The 13,035-nt window shown below is 43.6% G+C and carries 14 protein-coding genes; 5 read left to right on the top strand and 9 right to left on the bottom strand.

Going from position 1 to position 13,035, the window contains the following annotated elements:
* Window positions 1–71 precede the first annotated feature (71 nt).
* Window positions 72–623, top strand: a complete 552-nt coding sequence (locus PGH26_RS03905; protein ID WP_323692716.1) for a CotY/CotZ family spore coat protein — start codon at window positions 72–74, stop codon at window positions 621–623.
* 106 nt (window positions 624–729) lie between these two features.
* On the opposite strand, the gene PGH26_RS03900 is transcribed toward PGH26_RS03905, so the two are convergent.
* Window positions 730–1,098 carry a hypothetical protein gene (locus tag PGH26_RS03900; RefSeq protein WP_323692715.1) on the bottom strand — a complete coding sequence of 123 codons (369 nt, stop codon included), beginning with the start codon at window positions 1,096–1,098 and terminating at the stop codon, window positions 730–732.
* A gap of 99 nt (window positions 1,099–1,197) precedes the next feature.
* Entirely contained in the window at window positions 1,198–2,571 is a 1,374-nt protein-coding gene (gene mgtE / locus PGH26_RS03895; protein WP_323693462.1) for a magnesium transporter, read from the bottom strand.
* A gap of 92 nt (window positions 2,572–2,663) precedes the next feature.
* On the opposite strand from mgtE, the gene prpE reads away from it, so the two are divergent.
* On the top strand, window positions 2,664–3,404 hold the full coding sequence (gene prpE, locus PGH26_RS03890) for a bis(5'-nucleosyl)-tetraphosphatase PrpE (protein ID WP_323692714.1): 741 nt from the start codon (window positions 2,664–2,666) through the stop codon (window positions 3,402–3,404).
* Here prpE and PGH26_RS03885 read toward each other — a convergent pair.
* The 4 genes from PGH26_RS03885 to PGH26_RS03870 are packed head-to-tail and all read right to left on the bottom strand — an operon-like array spanning window position 3,371 to window position 6,208.
* Window positions 3,371–4,321 (bottom strand): RluA family pseudouridine synthase, encoded by a 951-nt coding sequence (locus PGH26_RS03885; RefSeq protein ID WP_323692713.1) that lies wholly within the window; start codon window positions 4,319–4,321, stop codon window positions 3,371–3,373. The two genes, prpE and PGH26_RS03885, sit on opposite strands and share 34 nt — an antisense overlap.
* The gene (locus PGH26_RS03880) at window positions 4,308–5,114 is read right to left on the bottom strand and encodes an NAD kinase (protein ID WP_323693461.1); all 807 of its coding nucleotides are present in this window, start codon (window positions 5,112–5,114) and stop codon (window positions 4,308–4,310) included. The genes PGH26_RS03885 and PGH26_RS03880 overlap by 14 nt, the downstream gene beginning before the upstream one ends.
* Window positions 5,114–5,788, bottom strand: a complete 675-nt coding sequence (yjbM, locus tag PGH26_RS03875; protein ID WP_323692712.1) for a GTP diphosphokinase — start codon at window positions 5,786–5,788, stop codon at window positions 5,114–5,116. Before yjbM ends, PGH26_RS03880 begins: the two co-directional genes overlap by 1 nt.
* Window positions 5,789–5,815: 27 nt before the next feature.
* Window positions 5,816–6,208, bottom strand: coding sequence for a UPF0738 family protein (locus PGH26_RS03870; protein ID WP_323692711.1), 393 nt, complete (start codon window positions 6,206–6,208; stop codon window positions 5,816–5,818).
* A 156-nt stretch (window positions 6,209–6,364) separates the two neighbouring features.
* Here PGH26_RS03870 and PGH26_RS03865 point away from each other — a divergent pair, with 156 nt between their 5' ends.
* From PGH26_RS03865 to PGH26_RS03855, 3 genes are all read left to right on the top strand, one after another.
* A complete protein-coding gene (locus PGH26_RS03865; RefSeq protein WP_323692710.1) occupies window positions 6,365–7,072 on the top strand; it encodes a lytic transglycosylase domain-containing protein in 708 nt (235 codons plus the stop codon).
* Between the two features lie 95 nt (window positions 7,073–7,167).
* On the top strand, window positions 7,168–7,560 hold the full coding sequence (locus PGH26_RS03860) for a globin domain-containing protein (protein ID WP_323692709.1): 393 nt from the start codon (window positions 7,168–7,170) through the stop codon (window positions 7,558–7,560).
* A complete protein-coding gene (locus PGH26_RS03855) occupies window positions 7,557–8,369 on the top strand; it encodes a DsbA family protein (protein ID WP_323692708.1) in 813 nt (270 codons plus the stop codon). The genes PGH26_RS03860 and PGH26_RS03855 overlap by 4 nt, the downstream gene beginning before the upstream one ends.
* A gap of 820 nt (window positions 8,370–9,189) precedes the next feature.
* Here the strand turns inward: PGH26_RS03855 and pepF are convergent.
* The 3 genes from pepF to mecA form a co-directional block, all read right to left on the bottom strand.
* The gene (pepF, locus tag PGH26_RS03850; protein ID WP_323692707.1) at window positions 9,190–10,998 is read right to left on the bottom strand and encodes an oligoendopeptidase F; all 1,809 of its coding nucleotides are present in this window, start codon (window positions 10,996–10,998) and stop codon (window positions 9,190–9,192) included.
* 53 nt (window positions 10,999–11,051) lie between these two features.
* Window positions 11,052–12,209, bottom strand: coding sequence for a competence protein CoiA (locus PGH26_RS03845; protein WP_323692706.1), 1,158 nt, complete (start codon window positions 12,207–12,209; stop codon window positions 11,052–11,054).
* 161 nt (window positions 12,210–12,370) lie between these two features.
* Window positions 12,371–13,033, bottom strand: a complete 663-nt coding sequence (gene mecA / locus PGH26_RS03840; RefSeq protein WP_323692705.1) for an adaptor protein MecA — start codon at window positions 13,031–13,033, stop codon at window positions 12,371–12,373.
* Window positions 13,034–13,035 lie beyond the last annotated feature (2 nt).

Below are 13,035 nucleotides of genomic sequence, written 5' to 3'. Positions count from 1 at the left end.
TTCAAGCGCCCTGTCAATAGGATGTACGGCGCCATAAGGTATAGAGAACAAACGAGAGGAGGAAATAATCAATGAGTTGTGGATGTGGAAAGAACGAAAATACGGGGGATAAGGTGAATCCGATTCAAGGACACTGTGTTTGTGAGGCAGTCCGCTTCATTAAACGCCTTCAGGATACGCATCGGGATGAAGATTGCTTCGACTGCGATACTGATTGTTTCATGCGCCCATTAGGCAGCTTGGTGAACCCTGCAAACGAACGCTTTAATACACGGGTGTTCTCGCTTTTGACTGAAGACGGCGACTTCTTTAAATCGATGTATCGTCCTGTGAGTAAGTCACCAGCTGAGTGTAAGCATCATGTCACTAATTGCTTCTCGGTATTCTTCCGAGTACAAAACATCTTTGACAATTGCTGCGCAACCCTAATGGTCCTTGAACCATTAGATAAGCACAACTGTCCAGTAGACATTATTAATTGCGGTAAGGTAGATTTAGAAAAGCTTTGTAAAGTGGAGAAATTTAGAGCTACTAAATCTTGTATCACAGTTGACCTGAACTGTTTCTGTGCAATCCAATGTATTACAGACACATTTGTTACACAGTGCAACACGCCAGCATAAGCATCACCCCCGCGATGCGCAAAAGGAGACTGCCTGAAAAGGCAGTCTCCTTTCAATTTGCATAAAAAAAGCCTCAGACTAATTAAATTAGTCTGAGACCGATTTTTCAAGTGAAGGGGGCCCCTTTCCAGAACACCTCTTCTACCTCTAGCAAATCCAAAGTACGGATTTCGTCGATATCTTTGCTCTCTTGCTGCACTTCTATCGCGATCTGAGAATCGGTCATGGCAGAGATTCCGCCTGTCAGTAACTGGCCGTTCACTAAAAATTGGAGCGGACGATAGGCATTGCGCGGAAACGGTTCAGCTAAGTAACGCAGCCTTTTGACGACTGGGGAATCCATCGTTCCTTCAATCACTTGCTGGGGTACCGTTTCTTCCTGCAGTTGCTCGTTATTATCCGCTAATTCAGGATCATTGCCTGACCAGTAAATCGAAGTGCTCTCGTCTTTTACAACCTCCACAACTGATACCATCGGGGGCCCGTCGATAAAAAGCAAAGGGACTTGAAGTGAAATATGCGCCACATCCTTTTTACTGCATTATATGCAGCATTTGCCCATGCGTGACTGACGTTATAAAAGGTTGATGAACGTAGTCGCCAACCCTAAGTAAATTAAAATACTGATTAGGTCATTCAATGTGGTAATGAACGGGCCAGACGCGACCGCTGGATCGATTTTCATTTTGTGCATAAATAACGGGATGAACGATCCTGATATCGTTGCCGCAAAAATTGAAACGAATATCGCCGCTCCAACGAGCATACCGATCACCAATTCGTGTTTCCAGAAAAAGATTAATCCAATAACGAAAACCCCGCAGATGAAGCCAGTGATAAGCCCGGTACCCGCTTCTCTTATCAACAATTTAAACTTACTTTCTTCCTCAATATCACGAGTTGCAATTCCCCGCACGGCAACAGCAAGCGCTTGTGTCCCGCTGTTACCGGCAGTACCCGCGATTAATGGAATAAATGCGGCCAGCAGCGCAACTTGAGAAATCGTATCTGTAAACATATCGATTAAATTCGCTGTGATCATTCCAAGTATCAGCAAAATAATGAGCCAAGGCACCCGCTTTTTTGCTGCTGACAGTGAGTTTTTGTCAAATGTATCCATATTCGAAACACCGGCTAATTTAGAGTAGTCATCCGATGCTTCTTCTTCAAGGACATCGAGCACGTCATCGACTGTAACAATTCCGAGGATATGCTGCTGAAAATCCACTACAGGGACTGCCAGTAAGTTATAGTCCTGTGTTGTGCGGGCAACATCTTCTTGATCATCAGAAACGAGAACGCTGACGACACGTTCATTCATAATCGTATTAATCAAGACATCTTCCTCAGAGGTAATCAGGTCACGTAACGACACAACCCCCGTTAAACGGTTATCCTCGTCTACCACAAACACATAATAAATTGTTTCAGCACTTGGAGCTTGAATGCGCAAGATGTTCATTGCCGACCGTACTGTGGAATTTTGGGGTACCGTTACGTACTCCGTTGTCATAATTGAACCCGCTGTATGTTCTTCGTAATGCAATAGCTCTTTGATTTGAGCAGCAGCGTCTTTGTTCATTAACGTCAAATAACTGACACTTTGAGACTTATCGAGTTCTTTCAGGACATCGACCGCGTTATCCACAAACATGTAGGAAATCATCTCTGCAGCATACGTCGCCTCCATCTCCTGAAGGAACTCTTCGTATTCGTCTTCATCTATTTCACTTGTTTCAAAAATCTCTGCCATTTCTTTAGGTGACAGGAAGTAGTACATCGTTTTCCGAAGTTCCGGTCCGGCTTCTTCATAGAAGATTGCGCGATCATAAGGATGGAGCAGCAAGTACTCATCACGGAACGCTTTAATATCTTGCCGTTCTAAATCTCCCTTTAGTTTCTCCTCGTCAAAATCCACTTCTTCTTTGCGGTCTTCTGTAGTTTCCATGGCTACACCTTCCTTTCTTTTCGCCAATAGGCACTACTCCTGTATACTACTTGTGTACTTTACTAATACTTCGTAAAAAGGAGTGAAATCATATGTTCGATATAATCGGTGACATACATGGTTGTTACGATGAACTGCTGGAGTTACTAAACACTCTTGGGTATTCCCTGAAGTCCGGAATTCCAATCCCCCCATCTGGCAGACAAGTGGCTTTCGTCGGAGATGGCATGGATCGAGGACCGTCTTCTGTGCAAGTGATGCAGCTTTTGTTTGCGATGCAGGATAAAAACCAGCTCATTTATTCCCCGGGAAATCATTGCAATAAATTATACCGCTACGCAAAAGGGAATAATGTGCAGCAAACACACGGGTTAGAAACAACTATTGCCGAACTTGACTCTTTATCCAAAGAGAAACGGTCCCAAACGCTAAAGCGTTATCGTCAGTTCTACGAAGAGCTGCCTCTTTATCACGAGCTGGACAGCGGAAAACTTATCATCGCACATGCCGGGCTCTCTGCGCAATTGATAGGAGCTCCTCCGTCCAGTACCGTACGCACATTTGTCCTTTATGGAGATATCTCTGGAAAAACATTATCAGACGGACGTCCTGAACGACGTGATTGGGCGAAGTCCTATCATGGAACTCCATGGATTGTTTACGGACACACACCGGTAAGAGAACCCCGATTTAAACATCATACGATTAATATTGATACAGGATGTGTATTTGGGGGTAAACTGACAGCACTCCGATGGCCAGAACTTGAAATTGTATCGGTTGCGTCCAAGCAGCCGTTTCAACCAGAAAAGTTTACCGAATACTCCTCTTGAAATCTCGTTTGTGTTGGAATCAGGCTTAACAAATCCTTCGGAAGTTCACTCGCATACGTGACATTCTCGTTTGTAGAAGGATGTTTAAACGAAATGGATGCACAATGAAGAGCCTGCCGCTGGATTAAGTCACACGGACCGCCATACAAGTCATCCCCAAGCAGCGGATGTCCGACGTGCGCCATATGCACGCGGATTTGATGGGTCCTCCCCGTGTGCAGCTGGAGCTCAACTGCTGTATATCGCCTGCTATTCAACTCAAAACGATCTGTAACCCGGACATCTGTACGTGCATATTGGCCGTCATCACGAACCATCCGCTCAATAATACTGCCGTCTTTTCGACCAATCGGCATTTCAATCGTAAACGCATCTTCGAGTATCCAGTCCCGCACGAAAGCTATATAACGTCGGTCGAAACCTGTTTGTTGCATTTGCGTGCTCATAAGATGATGGATATGACGATTTTTCGCGATACAGACAACACCTGACGTGTCTGTGTCCAGCCGTGTTACGACGTGGACTGTCGCCGGATGCTGGTCCAACAGGTATTTTCCAAAAACTGTATTCGCCAATGTTCCATGGGGCTGGTTTCTGGAAGGAATCGTTCCCTGTCCTGCTGGTTTCTCCACGACTAGAATCGAATCATCTTCGGTTAGGATTGAAAGCACTCCTTGTTCAGGCGTCAAGCCATCCCCTATCTCTTCAGGCGGAAATTCAATAGTCACTTGGTCATGCCGCTCAAGCATCCAGCGCACTGTTCGCTCCGCTCCATTTACTAAAATCCGCCCGCCTTCAAATTTAACAGCCGTCAGCGCTCTTTTGGAAATGCCTTTCAGCTTTAGAAAGTCTCTTAAAAGGATTTGTTCTTCTGAAACGAACTTCAATAACAGCGGCGACGGATTATTTTTCCTCATCACTTGCGACAAACGATTCGGACACACGCTTCCAGAACGGAAATGGTCTAAAACGAGCGAACGAAATGCGTTCCTTTGACACTTTATATTCGATGGATTTCACATCTTTTTGAAGCAATTGCAAGTGATCCACGGTTACCATGAAATCCGGTCCTTTTACCGGTTTTAGTAAACATGAATGATGCGATGGCAAAACTAAAGGTGAGCCAACAGTACGGAAGACACGATTGTTTATGGACGCCATCTCAGTCAGTTGCATGCATGACAATGAAGGATGCAAAATCGCACCATTCAGGGACTTGCTATAAGCAGTGGAACCTGATGGTGTAGACATACATAACCCGTCTCCGCGGAATCGCTCAAAATGTTCTCCATTTAACTCAACGTCCATTACAAGTGTGACTTCCGGTGACTTGATAGTGGATTCGTTCAATGCCAGATAGGTAGACTTTTCCTCAGAATGAGTATAGGAAATTTCCACTTCCAAAAGAGGATATTGTACGACATGGTAGTCTTTCCGTGCAATCATAATGACCAATTTCTCGATTTCTTCCGGCTTCCAATCCGCATAAAATCCAAGGTGTCCTGTATGAATTCCGACAAACGCAGTTTCGTGCAGCCGGTGGACGTATTTATGAAAACCATGCAATAACGTTCCATCTCCGCCGATTGAAAGTACGATATCCGGTTCAACCTCGTCATATTCCAGACCAAACTCCACTAAATATTCTTTTGCTTCCGCCATCAAACGGTTGGATAACTCATCGCCGCGTGATTGGATCACAAACTTCATCATTCTGGTTCCCCCTTCCATGAGGTATCTTGAATATCTCTTTTTTCCGTTTCTTTAAACGAACTGAAGTACGACTGTGCTTCATGAATTTCATCTCGGATTAATGACATTTCTTCATCTAATCGAAAAGCGGCTTCGGCAGCTCCTTCAAGTCTTTGTCGAATCACATCCGGCAGTTCCCCTTGGTACTTATAATTTAAAGAGTGCTCAATTGAAGCCCAAAAATTCATCGCCAGAGTCCTTATTTGAATTTCAGCAAGGATTGTCTTTTCCCCATGAATCGTCTCGACAGGATATTCAATAATAATATGATACGAACGGTAACCGCTCTGTTTTTTGTTCGATATGTAATCTCTCTCTTCGACTATCTTTAAGTCATTCCGCTGTCTAAGCATGCCAACTACACTGCCGATATCATCGACAAACTGACACATAATCCGAAGTCCTGCAATGTCAGGGACTTCAGCAGCAAGTTCTGGAGATGGCTCGAATGGAATGTTTTTTTCAAGAGTTTTGTCATAAATGCTGGCAAGCGGTTTAACGCGGCCTGTCACAAACTCGACTGGCGCATGCAAATCTTCCAATTTGTATTGGTGCCGCAAGCCTTTCAACTTCACCTTAAGCTCCACAACTGCTTGCTTATAGGGAGCAAGAAAGTCATTCCACATTCTCATACAAATGCCTCCTCCGTTCCGTTCTTGTCAGCTATGCTGGTGCAGGGTTTCTTTGAACGCCTGCTCCACAGCAAGCATGAATTCTTCTCCGTAATTTCCGTTGCCTTCTATATTGAAAACCAGCATCGTCAGTTCTTCAGTAAATCCTTTTAATTGTACAGTCCCGTTTTCACACACTATTAAGGGATCCCCATTATCCATCTCAATGAGCTGCTGCATGAGCGGCCATACTTGCTGCGTAAAATGGAGGTAACGATATTCTTCTCCATCTTCGAATAGATACACGAAACTGAGTGCATCTGAATCTGTAATCATTTTCCCAGAAGGAGAGTCTCCAAGCTGTTCTGCCGTTCCGTCATAAGTAAAACAAACGGTTTCTTTTTTTAATTGCCCTTCAGTTATTCGATGTTCAATACGCACTTTTCCCTCTTCCCTTCCCCTATCAGTCAGTATGAATAGTTTACCATAGAGTCGTCTCTGATGCAGTCAGGATTGTGCTTTCAGCCATGAAATTGATATACTGAAAGAAGAACTAGAATTGCCACGGATAGTAAGTATCAGAAAGGATCGATTAGCATGGACACGAAAATGATTCGTACGCTGTTCGAATTGAATACTCTGCAGTCACTTGGAGCTGTTCACTCTGCAACTGAAACGAACACAGAAGGGACAGATTTCTTTCAATCGTTGTTAAATGAAATGACGAATGAAAGCTCAATTTCTGATTCACTTTCTAGCTTCTCAGCGACAACACTGGGCAGTATTCAATCGCCGCAAGGAAGTAATCCGTTTGCGTTCTTTACAACTCCATCTGTCAATTCGCTTACTGATGCGACCCAGTACATTGACCAAGTTTCAGCCAGCCGCCCGCCGCTCGCCTATAACGGAGGCAATGTGAACACGGCATATGCACCTTTGATTAGTAAAGCTGCAAAAAAATACGATGTCCCGCCTGCTTTGATTGCCGCGGTCATTAAACAAGAATCGAATTTCAATAAAGATGTGGTCAGCCATGCCGGAGCAACTGGACTCATGCAGCTCATGCCTGGCACCGCAAAATTCCTGGGTGTTTCGAATGCATCTGATCCCGAACAAAATATTATGGGCGGCGCGAAATACTTAAGACAAATGCTCGATCAATTTGGAGGCGACTTAAAACTATCGCTTGCCGCATATAACGCCGGTCCCGGAAATGTTCGTAAATACGGTGGAATTCCGCCTTTCCGTGAGACACAAAACTACGTCACGAAGGTCATGAACAACTATAATACGTATACGGTGTAAGAATGAATCGGCCGAACGAAAGCTATTTATTTGTGAATGTTTTATGTGGTTGATAAAATAGAAGTACAGAGTAACAACAAAGGAGAATGACATTCATGACACGAAAGCCTTTGATACCCTATGAGGAGATCGGTGAAGCACGTTTGTCGGAACTCATCGACCGGTTTTACGCCAAAGTGGCGGTTCACCCGGACTTAATTCCCATTTTCCCGCCTGACCTGACAGAGACCGCTCGCAAACAAAAGCAATTCCAGACGCAATATTTGGGCGGACCTAATTTATATACAGAAGAACACGGACATCCGATGATGAAAGCTAGACATATGCCATTTGCCATCACACCAAAGCGTGCAGAAGCTTGGCTTGCCTGCATGGCTGAAGCAATGGACGAGGTCGGTCTCGATGGACCGCTTCGTGAAATCTATTATCAGCGCCTCGTCTTAACTGCCAATCACATGGTGAATCGGAACGAGGAGGGAGATCAGTGAATCGAAGAACTTTCGCAGAAGTTGAACAGCAGCCGATTGCACATCCTCGGCCAATCGAATTATACGTTTTCCTTGACCCTTTATGTCAGGATTGCTGGGCGCTGCAACCAATCCTAAGAAGATTGCAAGTTGAATACGAACGGTATTTCACTTTGCGCATCGGTCTGCTCACATCTCTGCCTAAAATGAATTATAAAGCATTGCCTTTAGTTGATGATGCGTGTGAAGAGTCAAGTGCATTTGAAAAAGCACATCCTGCGTTCCCCAGTATTGCCATCAAAGCGGCTGAGTTCCAGGGAAAACGTGCTGGCTTTAAATTTCTAACAAAACTATTCGAGTATTCATTTCTCAAGTCACGTAACGTTAAATCATTTGCAGTACTCGTTGAAATTGCTGAGAAGTTAAATTTGGACAAACAAGAATTCATAAGCGACTTTTTCTCTAAGAATGTTCTGCAATCCTTACAAGTCGATCTTCATTTAGCCAAAGAGATGGACGTAGTAAAATCCCCGACCTTTGTATTTTTCAATGAAAACATTGAAGACGAGGGACTCATGGTGGATGGTTCATACAGCTATGAAATCTACGAGCAAATTCTTGAAGAGCTGACAGGGTCCCCCATCATCCGGGATCGCGCGCCTTCACTGGAAGAGTTGTTCAGCCGTTTCGAAATGCTCGCAACTGGTGAAATCGCAGCTATCTATGGCGTCCCTGAAAAAGAGAGCGAACGGGAACTCAAAAAACTTTTGTTGAAACAAGAAGTAGAACGCATATTCATTAATGATAAAGTCTTATGGCGCAAGCGCTGAGAGATTTGAGATAGGAAACAGGTGGAGAGGTTTTCTCCATCTGTTTTTTTGTTTTTGGGTGAGGTTATGCTGGGGGTTATGGGCGGCTTGCTTGGACTTATGATCACTTTGGCTGGGTTATGAGCGCTTTTCGCGGGTTATGAGCGCTTTCTCTGGGTTATGATCACTTTTCGTGGGTTATGAGCGCTTTAACTGGTTTATGATCACTTCCCCTGAGTTATGAGCGCTTTCTCTGGGTTATGATCACTTCCCGCGGGTTATGAGCGCTTTCCCTGGTTTATGATCACTTCCCGCGGGTTATGAGCGCTTTCCTTGGTTTATGATCACTATCCGTGGGTTATGAGCTCTTTCTCTGGGTTATGATCACTTTTCGCGGGATATGAGCGCTTTCTCTGGGTTATGATCGCTTTCTCGGGTTTATGATCACTTCTCCCGGGTTATGAGCGCTTTCTCAAACTTATGATCACTTCCCGCGAGTTATCCCCACCGTTTCCCTCCACAGACACGCAAGATCCTCTTTCAAATTGAAAAGAGCACCGCTCCTGGGGGGGAGCGGTGCTCGTATAAAGGGAATGGGAAAAATGTTCACGTTCAAACAAAAGGGGTGTATGTTTGGTTTGTGAGTTTCATTCACAAGTTAAATCTATCACAAAATAATTGTTACATCAACATTTCACAAACAATTTCATGGATCTGTCACATATGACACCTTTGAAAACGCTTACTTAAAGGATTATTTTTTAAACAGTAAAACAGACCTTCATGGCATCTTCCCATGAAGGTCTGTTTGTTTAATATTTTAATATAGTATAATTCTCACTTATTGTTTTGCAAGCAAGTCTTCCAGCTCATTCAAACGTTCCTCGAATACGCGGCATGCTTCCTCAATTGGTGCAGTCGTTGTCATATCGACTCCCGCTTTCTTCAACACTTCAATTGGGTAATCTGATGATCCGGCTTTCAGGAAGTTTGTTACGTAGCGCTCTACAGCGGGTTCGCCTTCGTTCAGGATCTGATGGCTTAAGGCTACTGCAGCACTGTAACCCGTTGCATATTGGTACACATAATAATTCATATAGAAGTGTGGAATCCGTGACCATTCTAATCCGATTTCCTCGTCCACAGTCATAGCTCCGCCAAAATACTTTTCATTCAAAGCATAATACTCTTCTGTGAGCTTCTCTGCTGTCAATGCCTCACCTTGCTGATCTAACTGATAAATTCTGTGTTCGAACTCAGCAAACATCGTCTGACGGAAGACAGTTCCGCGGAATCCGTCCAGCCAATGGTTCAACAAGTAGATGCGTTTTTGATCATCATCCGTTGTTTTCAGCAAGTAATCATTGAGCAGCGCTTCGTTTACAGTTGATGCGACTTCCGCTACGAAAATTGAATAGCCGCTATAGATATACGGCTGGTTGGCGCGCGAGTAATAACTGTGTGCACTATGGCCAAATTCGTGTGCTAGCGTGAACATGTTATTCACATTGTCCTGCCAGTTCATTAAGATGTATGGATTTGTGCCATAAGATCCTGAAGAATAAGCACCTGAGCGCTTCCCTTTGTTCTCGCGGACATCTACCCAGCGGCTTTCAAGTCCTTTTTTAATGATTGAACGATACTCTTCACCCATCGGCTCAAAGCTCTCTAGCATCGTCTTTGCAGCATCCTCATAAGAAATCTTCATATCCAGGTCTTTCACGAGCGGTGCATACAGATCCCACATGTGCAGATCGTCCAATTCAAACACTTTTTTACGAAGTGCGATATAACGGTGCAACAATCCAACGTTGTCGGAAATTGTATTCACTAGATTTTCATACACTTGCTCTGGAATATGGTTATTAGACAAAGCAGCATCGCGAGCTGACGCATAATCACGAATTGCTGCGTTGACATTGTTCGTCTTCACATTGCCCGAAAGTGTAGAAGCAAATGTGTTCTTAAACGAACCGTACGTGGCATACATCGCTTTGAACGCCTCTTCGCGTACTGAGCGGTCGGGGCTTTCCAGGAAGTTAATGAAGCGGCCTTGAGATAGCTCGACTTCTTCCCCTTTTTCATTTTTCACAGTCGGGAACGTCAAGTCCGCGTTATTCAACATGCTGAACGTTTTAGAGGAACCTTGTGCTACTTCAGACATTTGAGCAATCAGTGATTCTTGTTCTGCAGGAAGTACGTGCGGACGCATGCTGTTTAATTCTTTCACTTCTTGTTTGTATAACGAAAGTCCTTCGTTTTCTTCCACTAGTTGATCTAGCTGCGCTTCGTCAATTGAAAGTAATTCCGGCAAGAAAAATGAAAGCTTTGTCGATACTTTTACAGCCAAAGACTTTGCTCGGCTGTCCATCGCCTGGTACGTGCTATTTGTTGTATCCTGATCTGTTTTCAAATGTGAATACGTATACAGTTTACCTAATCGCTGCGAGAGTTCATCGCGATAAGAAAGTGCTTTCAAAAGCGCTTCCGGTCCATCATTCAATGTTCCTTGGAAAGATTCCGCTTGAGATGAAAGCTTTTCAATTTCGGCGTATTCTACATCCCAGGCAGCATCGCTTTCAAAGATATTTTCTAAGTTCCATGTTTCTTCTACATTCACTTCATCACGCGTGAGTAATTTCTCTGCCAATGTAATTCCTCCTTGATCCCAATAATTCGGGAATCGAATCTTTTATCATTTTCTCAATTTTCTATCTGTATTGCAAGGAATCTCTCTAGAAGTATGTGAACAATCTCTTTCTCTATTCGCTCATTCGGGATGGAGTCCTTCTTTTTCCATTCAATTCTTTGGAGGAATTGCAAATATCTCACACAAGATTCAACCTGCAGCTCACTGCAGCCTGTATACGCATGTACAAATTTGTGCAATCGCTGCACAGGGACTTTTGAAGGCGTAAGTTCAAAACGACGCAATAAGTAAATTAAGGCAAGCTGCCATTCACAATCATGAACGGAAAATGCACGATTCCCTTTTACAGGAACACCTATCCACAGCGGCAGTTCAGCTGGACGTAATTTAAGTTCGTAACAGTGACGTAAAAATGGATCCTGAATGCCACGCCGATTCAAAAAAATCGAACGTTGCAAGTAAGTTGTTCGATGTATTTTGTAAGACTTATAGTAATGCAGAAGAATTTCTTTATCAGGAAGTTTCGGACGAGCGAATGGAAACGTTTGGATTTCGGTTGGCAATTTGCGATGAATCGCGATAAAGCGATTTCCATCAATAGGAAGTAGGTGACTAAAATAATGAAATTGCTTTGTATCTGGGGATAGAGTGAGCAGTGTATGTTCAGGGGATAAGCTCGTTGTAAAGAACAGTTGATAGAAAGCTGAAAAACTATAGATTCCCATGCCTTCAGGGCGCTCACGATATTTTTCAGGAGTTTGTAAAATCCATAAAGGCTCCATTCCTAAAGATCGATAGCCTTCAGTTCGGCTGTTTTTCACTTCTTCAGGTAACCGGCTGCATTGAAATTCAATCGGAATCGATTCTCCGTCATGCTGTACAAGTAAGTCAGGTCGTTGTGCCAGCTCAGGAAGGTAAGGTTCCAGCACAGAAGGTTTCTCTAAGCGCTGAAAAAATGAATACAGCAACTGCTTTCCTTGAAGGTGAGAGACCGACTCCCCTTCTGAAAAGCTGGCTGAACAAGCCGAGTCCACTTCATGTGCAAAATGCGGAATTCGGATAGATCCTACTTTCAATAACACGCGTTCTCCACATTGTGGACAATTAAATTGTTGATGGGTGCGCCACGTTCTCAGATGTTCTCGTTTGACGGTATCATCCAAAACAACGGGTGTGCCATCAGTTAAGTTGGCTGTTAGTATATCAATCACTCCTTCACTGAATAGTTTACGAATTTTCAGTCAAAATAGCAATTGAAAACATAGTTTTTGTATCTTTCAATTGAGCACATATGGTGTTTACCAATTTAAACGTTGGAAAGCAGGGGAATTTCGAACCAAAAAAGCCACCTCGGAAGGTGGCTCAACTTCATTTAAAAATAGGATTCAATCGTTTGGAATACGTTGGAGCCCATAACTTCCGTTCCATATTCTTTCAAACGATGGATGGTTAAGTTCGTAGGCGTTCCATATTCAAGGATAATGCTTTCAACATCTATTTTATCAGAGATTTCTTTATCTGATGAGCTATAATCTATATACAAATAATACTTCTCTTCGAATGCATACAATGCAGTCGTTTCGTCAAAGTTAGAAAGTTGAGAAGCCAAAGGGATTAAATCATCAAATTCTTTGAAAACGAACAACTCACGCGCTGTTGCCATTCTGCTTTCTGCAACAGGCTCATTTGTCGACTCCGAAGAGTCAATCGATGCTTCAAGTTCAGGCTGGAAGAGTTTCCGAGGATCGTCAATGCCATAAGGATATTCCGTCGATTCTCCATCTTCAGGGAGCTGCGCACGAGTAACTAGAACTTCAATCCCGCCACTCATTGCATGTACTTGAATCCATAAAGGTCCTTCAATCTCAAACTCAATGTCAGACTCCGAATCGATTTCCTCCATCATATCCCAAAACAATTCCTCACTCTTATCGCGGTTATACCACACTTCTTCACGAGTAAAGCCCCGCTCTTCGATATCCATATAGGACAAGTAAAATTTGACCGTATTCTCATTGATTCTCTCGATTTCCATGA

This window comes from Sporosarcina jeotgali (assembly GCF_033304595.1).
In the GTDB taxonomy this organism is placed as follows: Bacteria; Bacillota; Bacilli; order Bacillales_A; family Planococcaceae; genus Sporosarcina; species Sporosarcina jeotgali.
Note: the sequence above shows the minus strand (reverse complement) of the source record. Positions and strands in the feature narration are given on the sequence as shown.

What these genes read in the sequence shown, in the direction of transcription:
- PGH26_RS03905 (WP_323692716.1), top strand. Translation starts at nt 72, where the DNA reads ATGAGTTGTGGATGTGGAAAGAACGAAAATACGGGGGATAAGGTGAAT.
- PGH26_RS03900 (WP_323692715.1), bottom strand. Translation starts at nt 1,098, where the DNA reads ATGGTATCAGTTGTGGAGGTTGTAAAAGACGAGAGCACTTCGATTTAC.
- mgtE (WP_323693462.1), bottom strand. Translation starts at nt 2,571, where the DNA reads ATGGAAACTACAGAAGACCGCAAAGAAGAAGTGGATTTTGACGAGGAG.
- prpE (WP_323692714.1), top strand. Translation starts at nt 2,664, where the DNA reads ATGTTCGATATAATCGGTGACATACATGGTTGTTACGATGAACTGCTG.
- PGH26_RS03885 (WP_323692713.1), bottom strand. Translation starts at nt 4,321, where the DNA reads ATGAGGAAAAATAATCCGTCGCCGCTGTTATTGAAGTTCGTTTCAGAA.
- PGH26_RS03880 (WP_323693461.1), bottom strand. Translation starts at nt 5,114, where the DNA reads ATGAAGTTTGTGATCCAATCACGCGGCGATGAGTTATCCAACCGTTTG.
- yjbM (WP_323692712.1), bottom strand. Translation starts at nt 5,788, where the DNA reads ATGAGAATGTGGAATGACTTTCTTGCTCCCTATAAGCAAGCAGTTGTG.
- PGH26_RS03865 (WP_323692710.1), top strand. Translation starts at nt 6,365, where the DNA reads ATGGACACGAAAATGATTCGTACGCTGTTCGAATTGAATACTCTGCAG.
- PGH26_RS03860 (WP_323692709.1), top strand. Translation starts at nt 7,168, where the DNA reads ATGACACGAAAGCCTTTGATACCCTATGAGGAGATCGGTGAAGCACGT.
- mecA (WP_323692705.1), bottom strand. Translation starts at nt 13,033, where the DNA reads ATGGAAATCGAGAGAATCAATGAGAATACGGTCAAATTTTACTTGTCC.